Source organism: Bifidobacterium miconisargentati, assembly GCF_019331675.1.
GTDB classification, from domain to species: Bacteria; Actinomycetota; Actinomycetes; order Actinomycetales; family Bifidobacteriaceae; genus Bifidobacterium; species Bifidobacterium miconisargentati.
Window position 1 is genome coordinate 1 of the sequence record NZ_JAHBBJ010000024.1, and the last position, 21309, is coordinate 21309.

General features: G+C 62.7%; 14 protein-coding genes. 3 read left to right on the forward strand and 11 right to left on the reverse strand.

What is annotated here, in order from left to right; translation table 11 throughout:
* Positions 1-377 precede the first annotated feature (377 nt).
* From KIH81_RS11285 to KIH81_RS11310, 6 genes are all read right to left on the reverse strand, one after another.
* The gene (locus KIH81_RS11285; protein ID WP_214305411.1) at positions 378-2309 is read right to left on the reverse strand and encodes an ABC transporter ATP-binding protein; all 1932 of its coding nucleotides are present in this window, start codon (positions 2307-2309) and stop codon (positions 378-380) included.
* Between the two features lie 34 nt (positions 2310-2343).
* Entirely contained in the window at positions 2344-4215 is a 1872-nt protein-coding gene (locus KIH81_RS11290) for an ABC transporter ATP-binding protein (protein WP_214305412.1), read from the reverse strand.
* A 201-nt stretch (positions 4216-4416) separates the two neighbouring features.
* Positions 4417-4902 (reverse strand): MarR family winged helix-turn-helix transcriptional regulator, encoded by a 486-nt coding sequence (locus tag KIH81_RS11295; RefSeq protein ID WP_109057012.1) that lies wholly within the window; start codon positions 4900-4902, stop codon positions 4417-4419.
* Between the two features lie 607 nt (positions 4903-5509).
* The gene (locus KIH81_RS11300; protein WP_214305413.1) at positions 5510-7045 is read right to left on the reverse strand and encodes an amino acid permease; all 1536 of its coding nucleotides are present in this window, start codon (positions 7043-7045) and stop codon (positions 5510-5512) included.
* Positions 7046-7461: 416 nt separating this feature from the next.
* A complete protein-coding gene (locus KIH81_RS11305; RefSeq protein ID WP_214305425.1) occupies positions 7462-10710 on the reverse strand; it encodes an FtsX-like permease family protein in 3249 nt (1082 codons plus the stop codon).
* 40 nt (positions 10711-10750) lie between these two features.
* Entirely contained in the window at positions 10751-11452 is a 702-nt protein-coding gene (locus KIH81_RS11310) for an ABC transporter ATP-binding protein (RefSeq protein WP_214305414.1), read from the reverse strand.
* A 307-nt stretch (positions 11453-11759) separates the two neighbouring features.
* Between KIH81_RS11310 and KIH81_RS11315 the strand changes: the two genes are divergently transcribed.
* Positions 11760-13232 (forward strand): amino acid permease, encoded by a 1473-nt coding sequence (locus KIH81_RS11315; RefSeq protein ID WP_214305415.1) that lies wholly within the window; start codon positions 11760-11762, stop codon positions 13230-13232.
* A 467-nt stretch (positions 13233-13699) separates the two neighbouring features.
* Here KIH81_RS11315 and KIH81_RS11320 read toward each other — a convergent pair whose 3' ends face one another.
* The 3 genes from KIH81_RS11320 to KIH81_RS11330 form a co-directional block, all read right to left on the reverse strand.
* Positions 13700-14302: a DUF624 domain-containing protein gene (locus KIH81_RS11320; RefSeq protein ID WP_214305416.1), complete on the reverse strand. Its 603-nt coding sequence runs from the start codon at positions 14300-14302 to the stop codon at positions 13700-13702.
* 297 nt (positions 14303-14599) lie between these two features.
* Complete coding sequence (locus KIH81_RS11325) at positions 14600-15442, reverse strand: carbohydrate ABC transporter permease (RefSeq protein WP_214305417.1); 843 nt, start codon at positions 15440-15442, stop codon at positions 14600-14602.
* On the reverse strand, positions 15442-16296 hold the full coding sequence (locus tag KIH81_RS11330; protein ID WP_214305418.1) for a carbohydrate ABC transporter permease: 855 nt from the start codon (positions 16294-16296) through the stop codon (positions 15442-15444). Before KIH81_RS11330 ends, KIH81_RS11325 begins: the two co-directional genes overlap by 1 nt.
* Positions 16297-16663: 367 nt before the next feature.
* Between KIH81_RS11330 and KIH81_RS11335 the strand changes: the two genes are divergently transcribed.
* Positions 16664-17680: a LacI family DNA-binding transcriptional regulator gene (locus tag KIH81_RS11335; protein ID WP_214305419.1), complete on the forward strand. Its 1017-nt coding sequence runs from the start codon at positions 16664-16666 to the stop codon at positions 17678-17680.
* A 391-nt stretch (positions 17681-18071) separates the two neighbouring features.
* Here KIH81_RS11335 and KIH81_RS11340 read toward each other — a convergent pair whose 3' ends face one another.
* Positions 18072-19403 carry an ABC transporter substrate-binding protein gene (locus KIH81_RS11340; RefSeq protein ID WP_214305420.1) on the reverse strand — a complete coding sequence of 444 codons (1332 nt, stop codon included), beginning with the start codon at positions 19401-19403 and terminating at the stop codon, positions 18072-18074.
* A 521-nt stretch (positions 19404-19924) separates the two neighbouring features.
* On the reverse strand, positions 19925-20638 hold the full coding sequence (locus KIH81_RS11345; protein WP_214305421.1) for a histidine phosphatase family protein: 714 nt from the start codon (positions 20636-20638) through the stop codon (positions 19925-19927).
* Between the two features lie 271 nt (positions 20639-20909).
* Here KIH81_RS11345 and KIH81_RS12160 point away from each other — a divergent pair, with 271 nt between their 5' ends.
* On the forward strand, positions 20910-21230 hold the full coding sequence (locus tag KIH81_RS12160) for a DUF4235 domain-containing protein (RefSeq protein WP_236029586.1): 321 nt from the start codon (positions 20910-20912) through the stop codon (positions 21228-21230).
* Positions 21231-21309 lie beyond the last annotated feature (79 nt).

The window sequence follows — 21309 nt, forward strand, 5'->3', positions numbered from 1 at the left end:
ATCAACCCCACCGCGTTCCTTCTGAACCCGTCGTCGTAACGACGCCTGCGATCCCCAGACATGAGAAACCGCACCTCCGATCACCGAACCAGAATTACTCCAATCCAACAATCAGGGTGCGGTTCATACCTGCAGGAACTCCCCTCAGTCGCCTCCGGCGACAGCTCCCCTCAGCGAGGGGAGCCAAGAAAATATGGACGCGCCGTCAATCAGTGAGCGTAGGATGCGCGCGGCTTCTAGGCGCGCCCGCAAAGGCGCTGAGCCGTATAGAGGGCAACCCAGTGGGTTGCCCTCAGGCGAGGGGAGCGGCTTGCCGCGACGGTTGCACTGCGCGCAACAGGTACGTCGCAGCGGGCAGCAACGACGAAGACGCGCCATCAGCTGGTGAGCGTGAACTGGGAGTTGTAGAGGTCGGCATAGAACCCTCCCGCCGCCAGCAGCTCCTCGTGGGTGCCGCGCTCGATCACGTCGCCGTGGTTCATGACGAGGATCATGTCGGCGTCACGGATTGTGGAGAGGCGGTGCGCGATCACAAAGCTCGTGCGTCCCACGGTCAGCGCGTCCATGGCCTTCTGGATGAGCTCCTCGGTACGGGTGTCCACCGAAGAGGTGGCCTCGTCGAGAATGAGGATGGGCGCGTCCTGCACCATCGCGCGGGCGATGGTCAGCAGCTGCTTCTGGCCCGCGGACAGCGTGGACTTGTCGTCCAGCACCGTGTCGTAGCCCTCCGGCAGCGACTGGATGTAATGGTCCAGACCCACCGCGCGGCAGGCGGCGATGATCTGCTCGTCGGTCACGCCGGGCTTGGAGTACGCGATGTTCTCGCGCACGGTGCCGCGGAACACCCACGTATCCTGCAGCACCATCGAGAACTGGTCGTGCACGTTCCAGCGCGGTACGGACTTGGTGTCCACACCGTCGATGGAGATCGAACCGCCGGAGATCTCGTAGAAGCGCATCAGCAGGTTCACCATCGTGGTCTTGCCGGCACCGGTCGGGCCCACGATCGCCACCTTCTGACCGGCCTTCACGGACGCGGAGAAGTCGTGGATGACCGGCTTGTCAGGCTCGTAGCCGAACCGGACGTGGCTGAATTCCACATCACCTCGGACGGGCTGCGGACGACCCTGGGCGTCGTACCCCAGCAGTCGCGCACGCTGGGCAGCCGGCATCGCCGCAGCGGCACCCCGCTCAGCACCTTCCGAACCGGCACCTTCCAGCCCGAACTCGGCCTTGGTCGGCTCCTCGGCCATCTCCGGCTCCTCCAGGAAGCCGAACACACGCTCGGCGGCGGCCGCGCAACGCTGCAGGTTCTGGAAGGCCTGCGCGAACTGGGAAAGCGGCTGGGTGAACAGGCGGATGTACATCATGAACGCCACGATCACGCCGAATTCGATCTGCCCGTCCATGGCGAGCGCCGCGCCCACCACGCACACCACCACGTAGCCGAGGTTGCCCACGAAGTTCATGAGCGGCATCATCAGGCCGGACAGGAACTGCGATTTCCAGCCGGATTCGTACAGGTCGGCGTTGTACTTCTCGAAGCGGCGGATCGAATCGGCCTCACCGTTGTACGCCTTCACGATCAGATGCCCGGCGTACATCTCCTCCACATGGCCGTTCACGTCGCCGAGCGCGGCCTGCTGGCGCACGAAGTACTTCTGGGAGGCCTTCATGATGCCCATCATGAGCACCAAACCCAGCAGGCTCGCGCCGATCGCGCACAGCGTCATGATGACGTTGTTGTAGAACATCATGACCAGCGCACCCACGAACAACGTCACCGAGGTGATGAGCGAGCCAAGCGACTGGCCCAGCGTCTGGCCGATGGCGTCCACGTCATTGGTGATGCGGGAGAGCACGTCGCCATAGCTGACCTTGTCGAAGTACTTGAGCGGCAGCTTGTTGATCTTGACGGAAATCGACTCGCGCAGGCGCTGGGCCGTGCGCTGGGTGACGTTCGCCATCATCCAGCTCTGCACGTAGCTGAGCACCGCGTACCCCACGTACAGCGCGACCAGCAGCCAGGCGATGCGCCCGACCGCCGTGAAGTCGACCGAGTTCATCACCGGGCGGCCGTTCACGATGGCCGGCAGTCCCTTGACGATTTCGTTGGTCATGTCCTTGAGTTTGTCCGGGCCGATGATCTGGCAGATGGTGCCGACCGCGCCCAGGACGAGCGCGATCACGATGGCGGGAATGTAGTTGCGGCAGTAGCGCATGAGCTTGCCCATGGTCTTGCCGAAATCGGTGGGCTTCTCGACCGTGCGTCCCGCGCCCGGCCCGTGCCCCATTGGTCCTCTTGGCATTGGTAAGTCCTTATTTATTGTTCGTCGGGATGATTCAGGCCATCAGCTCGGCTTTGCTGAGCTGGGATTCGGCGATCTGGCGGTAGACCTCGCAGGTCTCCAGCAGTTCCTTATGGGTGCCCTGGCCCACCACCTTGCCGTCGTCCAGCACGACGATGAGGTCGGCGTTCATGATGGTGCCGATGCGCTGGGCCACGATGAGTTTGGTGGAGTCCTTGGCCTCGCGGGCGAGCGCCTCGCGCACTTCGCGGTCGGTCTTGAAGTCGAGCGCGGAGAACGAATCGTCGAAGATCAGGATCTCCGGGTGACGGTAGACCGCGCGGGCGATGGACAGGCGCTGTTTCTGGCCACCGGACACGTTCGAGCCGCTCTGTGCGATGGCGGCCTCGAATCCGCCGTCCATGCGGTTCACGAACTCGCTGGCCTGGGCCACGTCGGCCGCGGTCTTGATGCGGTCCATCTGATCGGCCGGCATCGCGGCGTTTTCCGCGGCCTGTCCGGCGGCGATCAGTTCGGCTTCGCGCCTGCGGCCGGCGACGGTGGAAGTGTCAGCGAGCTCGACGTTCGCCGATTCGCCCGGCTTGTCGCCGTAGCTCACGTTGGAGGCCACCGTGCCCTTGAACAGCACTGAGGTCTGCGGCACGTAACCGATCTTGTCGCGCAGGGTCTTCAGGTCGTAGTCGCGCACGTCCACGCCGTCGACCAGCACCTGGCCTTGCGTGACGTCGTAGAAGCGCGGCACGAGGTTGATGAGGGACGACTTGCCGGAGCCGGTCGAGCCGATGAACGCCACGGTCTGGCCCGCCCAGGCCGAGAAGTTGACGCCTTCCAGAATCGCCTCGCGCGAATCCGGGTAGGCGAAGCTGACGTTGCGGAACTCCACGGTGCCCTTCTGGCCGGTCTTGGCCACGTCGGCGGCGGTTTTGGTGCCGTTCTCGATCATCGGCTCGGTGTCGAGCACTTCAAGCACGCGCTGGGCGGAGACGTCGGCGCGCGGCCAGAGCACGAACACCATGCTCATCAGGAGGAAGCTCATGATGACCTGCACGGAGTAGTTGGAGAAGACCACCATGTTGGAGAATACGGTGAGCTTGTCCGTGAGCTCGGCCGCCTCGATGAGGTAGGCGCCGATCCAGTAGACGGCGAGCATCAGGCCGTTCATGATGGTGTTCATCAGCGGCATCATGAACGCCATGACGCGGTTGGTGAACAGCTGGGTTTCGGTCAGGTCGGTGTTGGCCTTGGTGAACTTGGCCTCCTGGTAATCCTCGGCGTTGTAGGCGCGCACCACCTTGAGACCGGTGAGGTTCTCGCGGGCCACGAGGTTGATGTTGTCCGTGAGGGTCTGCATGGCCTTGAACTTGGGCATGACCATGGCCATCATCACCACGATCGCCGCCAGCAGGATCACCACGGCGATGCCGGTGGCGAGCGTCCATTCGAAGCCCTCGCCGGCGATTTTGGCCACGGCCCAGACGGCCATGATCGGCGATTTGACGATGAGCTGCAGGCCGATGGTGATGAACATCTGGATCTGCGTGATGTCGTTGGTGGAGCGGGTGATGAGGCTTGCGGTGGAGAACCGGTTCATTTCGGCGGGGCCGAACGATTCAACCCGGCGGAACTCCAGCGAGCGCAGGCGCTGGGTGAACGACGAGCCCACGCGCGCGGCGATGTAGCCGGTCACGACGGCGCAGGCCACGGAACCCAGCGAGATGAGCAGCATCTTGCCGCCGGCGATCCAGATGTCCGCCATCGCGCTGCCCGGCGTTTCGACCAGCGTGGTGATGTCGGACATGTAGTCCGGCAGTTTCAGGTCGAAGAAGACCTGTCCCACGATGGTCACCAGGGCGATGAGCATCTGGCCTATCTCCGCTTTGGAGAGGTATTTCATGATGCGAAGCATTGCGTCCCCTTGTGTTGTTGATTGTTGAGGTTGGACGATTTCCTTTGGCCTTGCTCCGGCGGAGCGGCCTACAGGTCAAAGATTGTTTTCAGTAGTTATTTCTTACACTGTAAGATATTATGCAGAGCTAAACGACATTCGAAGATTCACTCTGAGCGGAATCAAGTGCGCCGAACCGCCAATCGGCGAGGCCAAGCGGCCTTACGAATCCCGGGAATCACCCTCGAACGCCTTGCGCACCTCCTCAGGTGTGGGCCGCGGCTCCCCTGGCTTGCACAGTGTCATATAAATGGAGAATTCACGCACCAAATCGACGAATTCGCGGGTGCGCCGCTCCCCCATCTGCGAGAAGATCCAGCAGACGGCGTCGCGCATCTCCTGCATATCCTTGCGCCCGCGATCCCGCCCTGCCTCAGTGAGCTCCACGCGCACGGCACGACGGTCGGAAGGATCCACGGACCGCACGATCTGGCCCTTCTTCTCCAACGCCGAAAGCACGGCGGAGATGCGACCGGTGGTGACATGCATGGCGTCGGCCAGCTGCGAGGGCGACATCGTGCCCTGATGCGCCAGCGCGCGAATCACGAACGTTTCGCCGGCGCCATGATTGAGATCGCGCTGCATCTGAGATCGGTGGCACCATACGTCACGCCACAGCTCATCCACCGCTTCTTCCTCATATCCCACGGCACGCCTCCTTCATGTTTCCGACCGCACGGCACTCCGCGCAGACGCCGTCAATAATATCTCACACTATAAACAATTATGCTCAGAAGAGCCAGAGTACCGCCACGCCGGCGATCGACGCCATACGACCCCGATCGGCCTGGGCCCACTTCCACCCGAAACGGCACGAAACACAGCACCGCATCGTCGCAGTCTTACTCTTGCCTTTCGTCCGAACCGACCCGAGGCGGCCGATGCCGGCACCCCGTAAAAATCGGGGGTACACGCCGAGCGACGTGACATACGCCACAGAATCGCCGTAATTCCTTACCCCCGTAACCCCTTTCGCCTATACTGCAAGGAAGTGATGGCACGGCTGCCATCCCAAAGAAGGGGGAAACAATGGAACGGGGTCTTTGCCTGTGCAGTATTGCCGGGTGTACGCATGAGGCGCAGGAGGCGGGGATGTGCACGATGCACTTCACGTCCGCACTGGTTCACGGAGCGTTCCAGCCGATTCCCGGCGGACGCCCGCAGCACAGCTGATTTATAGCTTATGAAGCCAAAAGAAACCGGCTCCCCTCGCTGAGGGGAGCCGGTTCCGTCATCGGCCCTGCGCGTCAAACCTCTACTTGCGGGCCCGCTCCTCCTTGGCGAGCGCCTCCTTGAGGTCGCGGTTGGTGTAGCGGTCGCGCAGCAGGCAGTAGCCGCCGAACACCGCAAGCCAGATCAGGCCGGCGATGGCGGAGCCGCGCGTATCGTCCGCGAGGAACAACGTGCAGTACACGAACACGAAGAACACGATCGCCAGGGTGTTGAGCACCTTCCACGCCGGCATCACGAATCCATCGGCGATGAAATCGGCGGAACGGCGGTACTTGCGGTGCGCGATCATCGTGAGCGTGTAGATGAAGATGATGACGGCGCTGGAGGCGGATGCGAACAGCACGAAGGCGCTGGAGATGCCCGGAATGGAGTTGACCACCGGGGACAGCAGGATCAGCGCGGCGGACACCAGAATCGCGCGCGCCGGCACCTGGCGCTTGGAGACCACGCCGATCTTGCGGAAGGCAGGCGAGTTCGACTCGCTGGCCAGCTGGTAGAGGTGACGGCCGGCGGAGTAGAGCAGCGAGTTCAGCGCGGAGCTCGCGGCGGTGATCACCACGAAGAACACCAGCGCGGCCGCCCAGTTCAGGCCGGCGTACTGGAACACCATGATGAACGGGGAGGCGAAGGAGCCGTCCTTGTTCGGCTTGAACGTGGTCCACGGCACGATGGCCATGATGGCCAGCAGCGCGCCCACGTAGAAGATGAGCACGCGCACGATGATCTCGTTGACGGCTTTCGGCAGCACCTTGCGCGGGTTCTGCGTCTCGGAGACGGTCACGCCCACGAACTCGATCATCTCGTAGGCGTAGAACACCATCTGGAAGCTCATGAGGAAGCTCAGCCAGCCGTTCGGCGCGATCTGGAAGTTGTTGGTGATGTTGTCGAGTCCAGCGTGGCCCGCGGGCGAGATGCCGTCCTGGCCGGTGATCTGCACGGCGTCGTAGTGGTAGCCGATCACCACCATGACCACGGCGGTGGCGATCATGGCGCAGATCAGCGTGATCTTGATCATCGAGAACCAGAATTCAGCCTCGCCGAAGGCCTTGACGGCGATGAGGTTGATGGTCACCAGCGCCGCGAGGAAGCACAGCTCGATGAGCCATTTCCAATGCGAGAGGTCCATGCCGAACGTGTCGAAGAACGTGATGAAGTAGGTGGAGACGGCCGTGATCTCGCTCATACCGATGAGCACGAGCACGATCCAGTACGACCAGCCCGCGAACTTGCCCCAGCCGTTGCCGAGGTAGCGGGTGATGAAGTTGATGAACGTGTGCTGGCTCGGGTCACGGTACATGAGCTCGCCGATGGCGCGCATGAGCAGGAACATGATGATGCCCACGCCGATGTACACGAAGACGATGCTCGGGCCGGTCAGCGCGATGGACTTGCCGGAACCGAGGAACAGGCCGGTGCCGATGGTGCCGCCGATGGCGATGAACTGGACGTGCCTGTTGTTCAGGCCACGGGCCATCTCGTTGTCCTGATCCAGGCTTTCGACGGACTTCAGCTCGTTTGAGCCGGCACTGCCGCCAGCCGGTGCTTTCGTTTCGACCATGCCGTACGTTCTCTTCCTCATCGCCCGGCCCGCAGCCGCGCTCAATCGTTCAAATTCAGGTTCAAACTTTATCACCACGCCTCTTACCGGAACCAGCCTCCAGTTCAACCCAATTGTGACGATATTGCAGAAATTCGCCCAAAAAGTTCAATTTCATTCGGCAAAATTGAACTTTTCTGGTATTGGGCGGTCGGAATCGCCCTTTGGCCGACGCTGGTTTCCCGCGGCCATTGGCCGCCCCTCTTCTCTCCCTCAGTCTCACTTCGTTCGACAGCTCCCTCGTCAGAGGGAGCCAAGGTTTGCACACGTATAGATCTCGGCTCCCCTTGTCAGGGGAGCTGGCGGCGTAGCCGACTGAAGGGTAGTGGAGGAGCGGCCAACGGCCGCGGGAAACAGCATCGGCAAAGCCGATTCCATCACTCCACGCTTTTCAGTGAGGACACCGGGTCGATGCGGTCGAGCACGGGGTTGGTGAACAATTGGACGAGCAGCGCGAACGCCAGCGTCACGGCGGCGGCGATGGCATAGCTGGCCCACCGCACGGTCACGGCGAAGTACAGCCCCGGCATGTTGAGCGCGGCCGTGAGCAGTCCGCCGATCCAACGACCGAGCGGCAGGCCCACCGCAATGCCCATCAGCGTCAGGATCAGCATCTCGCGGTTCACGTACCGGTGCACCTCGCGGTCGAAGAAGCCGAGCACTTTGAGCGTGGCCATCTCGCGCACGCGCTCGGAAACGTTCGTATTGGCCAGCGTGAACAGCACCACCAACGCCAACGCTCCGGCGAGCGCGACGATCAGCGCCACCACCGCGCCCATGAGATCGAAGCTGAAACGCCGCTGCATATCCGCCGTGCTCACCACGCTCAGCACGTCCGATTCCTTGGCGAGTTCGTCCGCGTAGGCGATCTGGTCGTCATCCGAGCCGGTGTACCGCGCGAATATCGCGTTCATCTCCACGCCGTCGGCTTCGGTGGCGGTGTCGTCATGCGCGGCGGAATCGCCATCACCCGAACCATCCCCACCGAACACCTCCCGGTAGTACCCGGCCGTCAGATACACATCCGCACCGATCACGGACTCGCTGACGGCATACACACGGGCGGTTTCGCGCGCGGCGTCGCCGTTTTCGAGCGTCACCTCGTCGCCGGCCTTAACGCCCAGCGCATTGGCCGCGGATTGCGAGACGATGACGCCGTCCCCGGCGAAAACCGGCCCGTCATTCGTGTTCGCAGCGCTGGCCGAACCATCCGCGCTCTTCCCGGCGGCGGATGATCCGGCTCCGGCAGCGGCCAGTCCGATCGCCGTGCCATCACGGTACTGCTCCATCGTCCCTCCGGCCACCAACCTGAGCGAGACGATATCCGCCAAATCCGCCGCCGCGGGCACGGTGATGAGCTGCACGGTTTCGGATTCGTCGGCTCCGGTGGTGATTTCGCCGCTTTCCACGCGCGCGAGGGTCATCGCACCGACTGAGGACGTGGTCGAATCGGCGATCTTCCCGTCGGACACCAGCCGCGAGCGCACGGCGTCCAGATCGTCGTGATCGGTCACGACCATCAGGTCATACCGATACACGTCCTGGTACTGCGTGACCGGCAGCGCGTCCACCGTATCGTTGATGGCCAGACCGCACACGATGAGCGCGGTGCAGCCGGCCACGCCTCCGACCGTCATGAACAGACGGCCCTTGAAACGGAACAGGTTGCGCGCGGTGACCTTGTTGAGGAACTTCATGCGCCGCCACAGCGGTCCGATGCGTTCCAGCAGCACGCGCGAGCCGGCCTTGGGCGATTTCGGCCGCATGAGCTCGGCGGGCATCCGCCGCATCTCGCCGCGGCACGCCACCACGGTGGCCGCGCCCACACCCACCACGAACAGCAGCACGCCGGCCGAACCGTACAGCCAGTCGTACAGCAGCGTGGTGCCGGGCACCACGTACATGCCTTCCAGCACGATGAGCAGGAACGCGGGGATGCCGAGGAAGCCGATGAGGTCGCCCAGGCCGCCGCCGATCAGGCAGGCGAGCAACGCGAACAGCACATACCGGGAGGCGATGAGCCCGCTGCCGTACCCCAGTCCCATGTACGTGCCGATGAGCCCGCGATCCTCCTCGACCATGCGGGTCATGGCGGTCAGGCTCATGAGCACGGCCACGAGCAGGAACACCACAGGGAACGCGCGGCCGATGGATTCGATGGAGCTCAGGTCGGATTTGAGCGAGGAGAACGTGCCGGCCGCCGAGCGCGTGTTCACGTACCAGCGGGCCTGCGGGATGGTGGTTTCGACCGAGGACTCCTGCTTGTCCAGTTCGGCGGTGGTGCGCGCTTTCTGCTGGTCGAGCTGCGTCTGGGCGTTGTCCAGCTGCTGTTTGGCTTGCGTCAGTTCGCTGCTTTGGACGATGACGGCGTTGCGTTGGATGTCCAGGGCAGCTGCGGCCGCCTGGTCCGTGCCGTCCTGTGCGGCTTGGGTGACCAGTTCCGCACCGGCGCTGCCGGAGGCCGCGATGATCTGGTCGATCTGCGCGTTGAATTGGCTGCGCTGGTCGTTCAGCGTGGTCTGGGCATCGGCGAACCGCTGGTCGGCTTCGGCGCGGGCATCCGCGATCTTCCGTTTCGCCTCGTCGATGAGCTGCTGGCGACGGGCCTTCTGCCGTTTGGTCTGGACGTTGTTTTCGATGCGGTCGCGCACCTCGCGCACGGCGTCGTCGTACTGGTCGGAGAAGGTGTCGAGCGCCGAGGAACCGCGGATTCCCAACGAAATCGCCGTGGTGACGCTGCCGGTGACGCCGTCCGAGGGCAGGAAGAACGTGTAGTCGGCGGTGGCGGAACTGCGGAATGCGCCGGTCGAGTAGCCTTCCGGATTCTGCAGATCGAGCGGATCCAGCACGATGCCGGTGATGGTGAGGTCCGTGGGGAACGTCGGGGTCTCGTTCGACGTATCGGCGGAAGCGGCATCGGAACCGGACGAATCAGTCGTACTGCCGGACGAATCGCCCGGGATGTCCGAATCGGACGAAGCGTCGACCGACGCATCACCTGATGAATTGCCCGTCGTGCCTGACGCATCCGGCACGGACGATCCGGACGACGACGTACTCGCTCCAAGCGTCACGCTGAGCTCGTCCCCCACCTTAAGCCCGCTGTCCTGCACGAATTTCCTGGTGACGGCCACCTCGCCGGACTTGACCGGGAGCTTGCCCTCCTGCAGGTACGGCTGGTTCATGCCGTTCGTGCCGATTTCGGTGAGCGTGACCGATTCGCCGCTGCCGTCCACGGTGACGGTCGCGGCGGCCGAACGTTCGGCCTGCACGCGCTCGACTCCGCGGACGGCCTTGAGCGCGGCGACGTCGTCCTCGGTCAGGCCGAGCGTGGAGATGACCTGGATGTCGTACAGGCGCTGGTTGTCGAGGAACCGGTCGGCGCCACGGAACATGTCCCGGCAACCGGCGTAGATGCCGGTGAGCACCGCCACGCCCAGCATGGAGATGATGGCGATGGAGACGAACCGCTTCCAGTTGCGCGCCCACATGCGCAGCATGTCCTTGGCGAACGCGCCGGAAATGCCGGCCCCACGGCGTTTCACAGGATGTTCCACGCCGCGTTTCACGGATTGTTTCACAGTACCGCCCACTGTGGCTACGGTCGAGGACCGGGAAGAGCCCATACGCCGGGCGTGCCTGCCGCGTGCCATCGCGCTCACCGCCTTACCATTCGATGTCCGCGATCGGCGTGGGCGCGGGGTTGGTCTCCTCGCTCACCACCTTGCCGGAGCGGAATCGGATCACCTTGTGCGCCATCGGCGCGAGCGCGGAATTGTGCGTGATGATCATCACCGTCATGCCCTGGGTGTGGCAGATGTCCTGCAGCAGCTGCAGGACCTCCTTGCCGGTCTCGTAGTCGAGCGCACCGGTCGGCTCATCGCACAGCAGCAGCTTCGGTTTCTTGGCGATCGCGCGGGCGATGGAGACGCGCTGCTGCTCGCCGCCGCTTAATTGCGCCGGGAAATTGCCCATACGCTCCCCCAGCCCCACCTTGCGCAGCGTCTCGGCCGGGTCGAAATGGTCCGGGCAGATCTGCGAGGCGAGCTCCACGTTCTCCAGCGCGGTCAGGTTGGGCACCAGATTGTAGAACTGGAACACGAAGCCGATGTCCGAACGGCGGTATGCCACCAGTTCGCGCTTCTTGAGGCCGGTGATGTCCCGGCCGCCCACCACCACGCGGCCGGACGTGGCGGTGTCCATGCCGCCCAGGATGTTCAGGGCCGTGGTCTTGCCCGCGCCCGACTGGCCGAGGATCACGGTCAGTTCGCCTTGGTCGGCGGTGAAGCTCGCGCCATCCAGCGCGCGGATCGCCGCCCCGCCGGACGGGTACTCCTTGACCACGTTGTCAAACTCGATATACGCCATCGCACACCCCGCTTCCGCCAACGGCCATGCCCCCACACCGCAACCGTTCCATGCCCGGAACCGGCGGCGGGCAACGTCCTTCTTCCATTAAACCGCACCAACCTGAGTGCAATCGCTCGCAAAAATGCCATGGAAACGTCACGGGAACGCCGCGCACCCGTCCATAACCGCCTTCCGAAACCTCCTGTTCGTAACAAATCGGCCTACAATGGCGGACATTGCGCACGGCCTCGGCCGCCATCATCATCGGCGGATGCGGCGGCACGTGCGGCAACGGAGAAAGAATCCCGAGAGGAAGTACTCATCCATGAGCAATACTGACGCGACCAAGAAGCCGCGCGAAACCGACGACGTGCCGGTGCCGGCCACGTTGCGCAAATCCCTGAAGAACCGCCACATCCAGCTGATCGCCCTCGGCGGCGCCATTGGCACGGGCCTGTTCTACGGCTCCAGCGAATCCATCGCCCTGGCCGGCCCGTCCATTCTGCTGGCCTACCTGATCGGTGGCCTCGCGATCTTCATGATCGTGCGCGCGCTGTCCGAAATGTCCGTGGAGGATCCGAAGGCCGGTGCCTTCAGCTACTACGCCACCCGCTACTGGTCCAAGCGCGCCGGCTTCATCTCCGGCTGGAACTACTGGTTCAACTACATCCTGGTCTCCATGGTGGAGCTGGCCGTGGTGGGCAGCTTCGTGAACTACTGGTTCCCGGCCATTCCGACGTGGGTCTCCGCCGCCGTGTTCCTGGTGCTCATCACCGCCGCGAACCTGCTGGGCGTCTCCAAGTTCGGTGAGTTCGAGTTCTGGTTCGCCATCATCAAGATCGTGGCCGTGATCGCCATGATCATCGGCGGCCTGGCGGTCATCGTGTTCGCGCTGCCCACTGCCTCCGGCATCAAGGCGAGCTTCGCCAACTGGTTCACCGTGGGCGACGGCTTCTTCCCGAACGGCCTCATGACCCACACCGATAAGGGCTGGACCGGCCTGCTCATGGCTCTGGTCGTGGTGATGTTCAGCTTCGGCGGCACCGAGCTCATCGGCATCACCGCCGGCGAGACCGAAAGCCCGAAGACTACCATCCCGCGCGCCACCAACGACATCATCTGGCGTATCCTCGTCTTCTACATCGGCGCCCTCGGCGTGATCATGGCCGTGGTGCCGTGGAACACCATCGACGGCCAGTCCAGCCCGTTCGTGCAGATCTTCGATTCCGTGGGCATCCACGCGGCCGCCGGCATCCTCAACTTCGTGTGCCTGACCGCCGTGATGAGCGTGTACAACTCCGGACTGTACGCCAACTCCCGCATGCTGTACTCGCTTGCCAAGCAGGGCAACGCCCCCGCCTACCTCGGCAAGCTCAACTCCAAGGGCGTGCCGGTGGCCGGCGTGCTGACCTCCGCCGTGATCACCGCCATCGCCGTGGTGGTAGTGTTCGTGTGGCCCGAGTTCGCGTTTAACTACCTGATGTCCATCGCCACGATCGCCGGCATCATCAACTGGACGATGATCATGTTCACCGAGATGAAGTTCCGCAAGGTGGTCGCCGCGGGCGGCGCTCCGGAGGACACCGAGCTGGCCGGCCTTTCGGGCCAGAAGGCGCTCGACGCCATCCACTTCAAGCTGCCGTTCGCCAAGGTGACGCCGTGGGTGGTGCTCGCCTTCCTGGCCTTGGTGGTGGTGCTGATGTGCTTCTCCGCCAGCTACCGCGTGGCCGTGATCGCCGGTGTGATCTGGCTGGCCATCCTATTCGTCGCCTACCAGGTGACGCAGGGCCGCAAGTAGCGGTTTTCGTGTTGCTGTTCCGCCGCCATTGCGCCTGCTGATCCGCTCGGCATCCGATGGCGATGACGGCGGGGCGGACTACGGCGCGTTACTTCTTTCGCAATAAGGCCATACTTCGTGAAAAAGGCACACTGACTCGCAGTAAGCGTTCCTTTTTCACGAGGTATGGCCTTATTTCGTGAAAAGGTAACGCTGAGCGGCACTCAGTGTGACTTTTTCACGAAACATCGGTTTTCCGCGAAAAAAGTAACGGCAACGGAGGAACGGCACCGTCCCGACATCTCGATTCTGGGACATATAAGGACCATAAAGCCGCACCGAATTTGATTCTGGGCATATAGGTACCAGTTACGAGGTCAAAACGCCTGTTTCGGGGTACCTATATGCCCAGAATTCGTTTTGTGATACGTGTATGCCCAGAATAATTGGTCGGGATATGCCCAGAACAGTGCCGTTCGCGGGCAGGATTACCGCAGATAGGGCTTGAAGACGCGCTCGGTGATAGGCACATGGAGCATGAGCATGGTGCCGTAACCCAAAATGATGAGCAGGAACAGGCCACCGGGCATCAGGAACCAGCAAGCCACCAGCAGTGCGACGAACACCGCGTCCACTGCCACCAGCACCACGGTCATGGCGATGTGGGAGATGCCGAAGATGAAGGCGTTGGCGAGGGTGCGCCCCACGCTGTTCTCGAAGCGCGCCTGCAGCGCGAACACCCATTCGAAGCCGATGAGCCACAGGATGCTCACCGCGAATTTGGGAATGAGCAGCGGCGTGATCTGCAGGACCACCCACGAGTAGATGAGTCCGATCAGTACCACGAGGAACGGCAGCCACAACAGCGTGGCCTTGACGAAGTTGGCCTTGAAGGAGTTGAAGTAATTGGCCGCGACGCCTTTGCCCTCGCCGTTCTCCGACTTGCGGCAGGCGTCCTGTCCAGCGGTGAGCGCCGCGCCGACGGTGATGATCGGCAACGAGGTGACCAGCATCAGAAGGTTGACGAGCACGCCGTCCACCAGATTGCCCCAGGCGCGCATGAATTTGGAGTCGGGCGACAGCCAGTGCATCTTGTGTTCTCCTTCGACGGCATACAGCGGCTCCCCTCGCTGAGGGGAGCTGTCATCGTAGATGACTGAGGGGAGCTCTGATGATGCTCAGGGTACTCCCCTCAGTCGGCTATCGCCGACAGCTCCCCTCAGCGAGGGGAGCCGGATTTGTTGGTCTCAGCTTTTGACGGCTCCAGTCCTGCAACTAAGGACCGGCCTACGGCCGGACTCATCGTTAGCCTCGCCGCTGTCGCGGCTCAGCCTGGAGCCTGCTGGAAGCCCACCGGGCTTCCAGCCAAGGGTTAACGGCACCAGCCGTTAACCCTTGACGGCTCCAGCCATTACTCCAGAAACGATGTACTTCTGGCAGACGAGGTAGAAGACGATGATGGGGATGATCGCCAGCACCAGGCAGGCCATCATGGCGCCCATGTCCACGGAGCCGTAGCCGCCCTTGAGGTACTGCACGGCCACGGAGATGGTCTTGTACTTGCCCAGGTCGAGCGTGAGGTACGGCAGCAGGTAGTCGTTCCAGATCCACATGGCCTCGAGGATGGCCACGGACACGATGGACGGCTTCATGATCGGCACCACGATCTGGAAGAAGATACGCGGCACGGAGGCGCCGTCGATCATGGCGGCCTCCTCCAGCTCGGCCGGGATGCCCTTGATCACGCCGGTGAAGATGAACACGGCCAGGCCGGCGCCGAAGCCGAGGTACACGATGCACAGACCCCACGGGGTGTTGAGCTTCAGCATGTCGGCGATCTTGGAGAGGGTGAACATCACCATCTGGAACGGCACGATCATGTTGAACAGGAACAGCGTGTACAGCAGCTTGGCGGCCCAGTTGTTCACGCGCACAATCCACCAGGCGCACATCGAGGTGCACACCAGGATCAGCACCACGGAACCCACGGTGATGAGCAGCGTCCAGCCGAAGGAAGCGAAGAACTGCGTGGTCTCAACGCCGCGCGCGTAGTTCTCGAGGCCCACGAACGCCTTGCCTGCCGGCAGAGAGAAGGCGTTCTTGGAGATGTACGCCTTCTGCTTGAAGGAGTTGATGAGCACCAGGACGATCGGGAAGACCCACAGCAGGGAAACGACGGAGAAGAGTACGGTCCACAGGGCGCCGTGCTTGACGGGCTTGTTCTCGTTCATCAGGCTGCCACCTCCTTGCTCGTGGTGAGCTTGTTCTGAATCAGGGCGATCACGGCCACCAGGATGAAGAACAGCACGGCCTTGGCCTGGCCGACGCCCTCCCAGCCCATGCGTCCGTAGAAGGTACGGGTGATGTTCAGCGCCAGGCCTTCGGACATGTTGCTCGGCGCGCCGTTGGTCAATGCGAGGTTCTGGTCGTAGAGCTTGAATCCGTTGGTCACGGTCAGGAAGGAGCAGACGGTGATGGACGGCATCATGAGCGGGATGATGATGCGGAACATCGTCTGGGTGCCGTTGGCGCCGTCGACCGCGGCCGCCTCAAGCACGTCGGTGGGCAGGGCCTGCAGGCCGGCGATGTAGATGATCATCATGTAGCCGATCTGCTGCCAGCACACCAGGATGACCAAGCCCCAGAAGCCGTACGTGGCTTTGTAGGTCAGGGCGCGGCCCCAGTGGGCGAGCACGCCGTTGAGGAGCAGCAGCCAGATGTAGCCCAGGATGATGCCGCCGATGAGGTTCGGCATGAAGAACACCGAACGGAACAGTGTGGATCCCTTGATGGCCTTGGTCAGCATGTAGGCGATGAAGAACGCCACCACGTTGATCACGATGGTGGTCACGATGGTGAACGCCGTGGAGAACCCGAGCGCGTGCAGGAACTCCTTGTCCTTCAGGGCCTTGCCGTAGTTCTTGAGGCCCACCCATTCGCCGTCGGTCACGGTCGTGAACTCGCAGAAGCTCAGGTAGACGCCCATGATGAACGGCACCAGGAATCCGATGATGAACGCGGCGAACGTCGGCAGCGCGAACAGCGCCCACCATCTGCGTATCGCCTTACCAGCCATGTTGATCATGACTACTTTCCTCCTCCTTGAGTCCGCGGCACTACGTCGTGCGTCGACGCGGAATTCAACTCAATGCCAGCCAGCCGTCAGGACCGTCACATAGTCCCTTCCGCTGAACCTACGTTCATGGTACGTGCTGCTGCAACAGATGTCAAACGTTGTCATTTATCGCGTTTCCCAACCACGGCGTTGCGAGTGGAATCAGTCAGCTTTCAATAATAAAAACGGCGCAATACAGCCATTTTCAATAGACAACATAACGTCTGCAAACGTTTGTAATACAATCGTTGTCATCTTCGCCAAACCCTCGCGTGACATGTACACTGGGACAATCAGGCAAATTCTGCGCTTCTTCAATCAGCCACAGGGGGCTTTCATGACCACGAGCATTCAGGATGTCGCCCAGAAGGCGGGCGTCTCCATCTCCACCGTCTCCCGTTCGTTCACCAGACCGGATCTGGTCTCCGCCAAGACCCGCGAGCGCGTGCTGGCCATCGCCGACGAACTCAACTTCTCGCTGTCCCGCTCGGCGGCGGCCCTGAAATCCGGCCGTTCGCTGCGCATCGCGGTGCTGATGAGCGGCCACATCCGCCTGTGGTTCACCGCCTCGGTGATCGAGGGCCTCAACGAGGTGCTGCACGCCGAGGGGTACGACATCTCCATCTTCCAGATCTCCAGCATCGAGGAGCGTCGCGAGTTCTTCGAGATGCTGCCGGTGCGCCGCAACGCGGACGCGGTGATCGTGGTCTCCTTCGACATCGACAGCAGGGAGATCGCGCAGCTGACCTCGGTGGACGTGCCGATCATCGGCATCAACACGGCGGAATCCGAGCAGCACGGCTTTGCGGCCGCGGTCAACATCAACGACCGCCAGGGCTCCACGCTCGCCGCCCGCCATCTGATGAACCTCGGGCACCGCAGCATCGCCTACATCAGCACCGACCGTGACGTCTCGCTGAGCTTCTCGGTGCGCGGCCGATTCAACGTGTTCATGGAGACCTGCCGCAAGGAGGGCATCGAACCTCAGGTGGTGGTGTGCAAGGTGGATGGCGACGGCCATTACCAGATCAGCGACGTGGTCAACCAGCTCATGAGCCTGGACGAGATGCCCACCGCCATCGCCTGTCAGGAGGACGGCATCGCCCTGCCGCTCATGTTCCAGCTGGAGCGCAACGGCTTCTCCGTACCCGGCGACGTGTCGCTCATCGGCTATGACGACAGCTTCTACACCAACGACATCGGCTTGACCACGATCCGTCAGGATCCGGTGGAGATGGCGCATATCGCCGCGCGAATGACGCTCGATCTCATCGAGGAGAAGCCGGTGGATGAGCCGTTCGTGACCTTCCCCGCCCACCTCGTGGTGCGTTCCTCCACCTCCCGCGCGCACTGAAACCTCGTTTTGGCTCCCCTCAGTCAGCTCCGCTGCCAGCTCCCCTCAGAGAGGACATTGCTGTGAAGCAAACAGCAGAGCTGTTTGTAGGCAATGTGCGAGACGACAGTCAAGCCAGTGGACTGCGAACGAAGTTCGTCCTAAATTGCAGGACGAGCCAGAGAAACGCGCATCCGAGCAAAACCAGTTGAGGCCGCCGCCCGAACACTACCGGGCGGCGGCCTCAACTGGTTTGGTCAAAGGAGGGAACAGAAGAAGAAACACAAGGAGGTGCGGCGCCCCTGGAGGAAAGAGGCTGCGCGGGGCGCCGCGGCTTTTAAATTATCCGGGTATGGAACCCGGTCGAATCATCGGGGTCTGGCCGGAAGGAGGACGGCCGGACCCTTCAGACTCAGTGGGAGGCTTCGTACTCGGAAGCCCAACCGTCCACGAAGGCGGTCTTGACGGCGTCCCACTTACCGGTGCCCTGGGCGTACTCCAGCAGGGCCTGGCCGAGCTGGTTCTTCCACTCTTCGGACGGCATCATGGTGAAGTTCCAGGAGACGGCGGTCTTGCCGGACTTCTGGTCCTCGACGGCGGCCTGGGTCAGCGGGTTGTCGGAAGTGACGTCATCGAAGGTCTTGAACGGGGTGGTGAAGCCCATGTCCTGGGAGAGGGCCTTCTTGCCGGTGTCGGAGGTGATGACCCACTTCAGGAACTCCTCGGTGGCCTTCTTGTCGGCGTCGGAGGCCTTGTCGTTGATGCACCAGTAGTTCTCGGAACCGGTGGCGAGGCCCTGCTTCTCCTCGCCCTTGACGCCGATGTAGATCGGCATCATGCCCACGGAATCGGCGGACATGCCGGCCTTCTGCAGGTCGGTCCAGGCCCAGGTGCCGTTCTGGTAGAAGGCGGCCTCGCCGAGTGCGAACTCGGAGTTGGCGTCGTCGCCGGTCTTGGCGCTCAGCTGGGTGGGCTCGGTGGTGGAGTCGGTGATGTACAGGTCGAAGATCTTCTTGTAGTTCGGCAGGTAGGTGCCCTTGATCTTGGCCGGCTGCTCGGTGACGTTATCGTCCTTGAACTCGTAGTAGAGCGGCAGGTTGGCCAGGTGGGTCTTGAAGCGCCAGTCGGAGGAGGAATCGAAGCCGGCGGAGGTGAACGCGCCCTTGATGCCGAGCTCGTCCTTGCGGGCCTGCATGTCGTCGGCCACGGCCTTCAGGGTGTCGAAGTTGTCGATCTCGTCCATGGACTTGGCCTTGGCGCCGTCGAGGGCGAAGTACTTGTTGAGGATGTCCTTGTTGTAGATAATGCCGTAGGTCTCCATCACGTACGGCATGCCGACGACCTTATCGCCGTCCTTCAGAGCCACGTCCTGGTTGTTGAGCTCCTTGTACACGTCCGTGTTGGACATGTCAGCGGTGTACTTCTTCCAGTTCTGGTAGCCCACCGGGCCGTTGACCTGGAACAGGGTCGGGGCCTCGGTCTTGGCGATCTCGGACTTCAGGGTCTGCTCGTAGGTACCGGAGGCGGCGGTCTGGACCTTGACCTCGACGCCGGTCTCCTTGGTGTATTCCTTGGCCAGCGCGGTCCACTGATCGGCGGCTTCCGGCTTGAAGTTCAGGTAGTAGACCTTGCCCTTGGAGTCGTCGCCGGAGGAGCTGGAGTTTCCGCAGGCGGCGAGGGTGCCGAGCGACATTGCGGCAATGGCCGCCATCGCGACCGCAGACTTCACTGTACGATTCATCATCGAACCTTTCTCTTCATCGTCGATGCCGGTATTCCGTCCGGCCCGGGTGCCGTTAGCGGCTCCCTTACGACTATCGACATGACCTATTGTGCAACGGTTTGCGAGATTTTGCAAACGATGGCATTTTTCGGCGCGTCACTTATGCGGACAGATATCCACAAACCGTCAATTAACCGGATAATTCCGATTATTCTGCATAGCGCCCATAATGCAAGCGTTAGCAAACTGAGAGCGCTAACAGTACTTGTGTCGTATAGAAAACCACCCCATACTCCCCACGTTCAGCACCCGCATAGCCATCGTTTGCATAATCGCGGCGGCTACCGTCTCGACAACGACGAAAAAGCCCGTCCGCGCACAGGCGAACGGGCCCAAAATCCGGTTCAGTCAAATCAAGACTGGCATGCCCCGCCCTCGGCTCCCCTTGTCAGGGGAGCTGTCGGCGAAGCCGACTGAGGGGTAGTCCGGTGGGATTTTTGCAATCCCGGTTGAACGGAGCCAAGCTCAATTCAGTCAAGCCGTCAGGCGTTCCAGCGTTCGATGACGTTGTCCCCCTTGTACACGCTCAGCACCGAATAGTGCGCGGTGTCGAGCCGCAGCATGCGCGCGAAATGCGGATCCACATCCAGCCACTGGGAGGTGAGGATGCGCAGGATATGCGCGTGCGCCACCATCAGTACGTTGTGGCCGCCGTTCAGCAATGGCATCACATGGTCGATGGCCCCGCGGGCGCGGGCGGCGGCCTCCTCAAGCGTCTCACCGGGACCGGCATGCACCGGCACCTGCTCGCCGTCGGGCAGGGTCTCCACCCAGTCGCCTTCAAGCGCGGGCGTCAGCGAGCGCGGCCCGTCACGCCACACATCCCAATCGAAGCCGCTGGCCTCGCTCACCTGCTTGCGCGTGCGGCCTTCGGCGCGGCCGTAATCCCATTCGGCGATGCCGTCAAGCGTCTGCGGTTCGGCGAAACCGGCCAGTCGCGCGGTCTGCTGTGCACGGCGAAGCGGGCTGGAGAACACGCATCCTTCCTCGAATCCGCCGGGAAACGCCTCGCGCAGGCGCACACCGGCGTCGCGTGCCTGCTGTTCGCCCACGGCGGTCAGGGGGATGTTCGTGCGGCCGGTATGCTGTCCGGATTCGCTCCATACGGTCTGTCCATGACGCAGCAGCACCAGGAAGCCGGTACCACCGCGGGAGGGGTTGACGGCCACGGTGCCGTCCACATGCTGTTCGTTCATGCCTCCACTCTAGTCCTGTTCGGGCGCGTCCGCCGCATGCCTCGCCAGATGCCCCGCTTTTGCTCTAGACTGGGGAGCCATGAGCAGCGCAAAGCACACCGCACGTCACTCCGGTTTCCATGGTTCCGCCCCCGACCTGTCCGCGGGATCCATCGCGCGACCCGACTCCCTCACCGAGAACGGCGCGGCATTCCCGTCCGGCCGCTCCGGGTATGAATCCGGATATGACGGAGGTGAGTTCTCGTCCGGCGCCGATCAGGCCGTCGAAAGCCTGCACCGCATCGACGAGAAGGTGAACGCCCTGCGCGCCGCCCGCGAGGCCGACCCCGATTCCCTGCTGGACAAGGCGTTCAAGGCCGCCGTCCCCTCGCTGGTCGGCCTGGTGGCCGGCAAGGCGTTCCAGACCTTGTGGGACAAGGGCACGTCCCGCCGCAACCTGCGCAAGGGACTGGCCGCGGACGCCCCGCAGGGCCTGCTGATGAGTCTGGCGTTCGCCGCCGCCTCGGCCGCGTTCGGCGCGATGGTCTCCCAGCTTTCCGACCGCGGCTCCAAGGCCATCGTGGCCCGTCGCCATCGCAAGGCCCGCCGTTAGGCCGAGTCCGAAGCCCGTCCACAGCGCACCCCGGTCCGTTCACCGCCATCATCACGCCGCATCACGCACCGGTTTCACT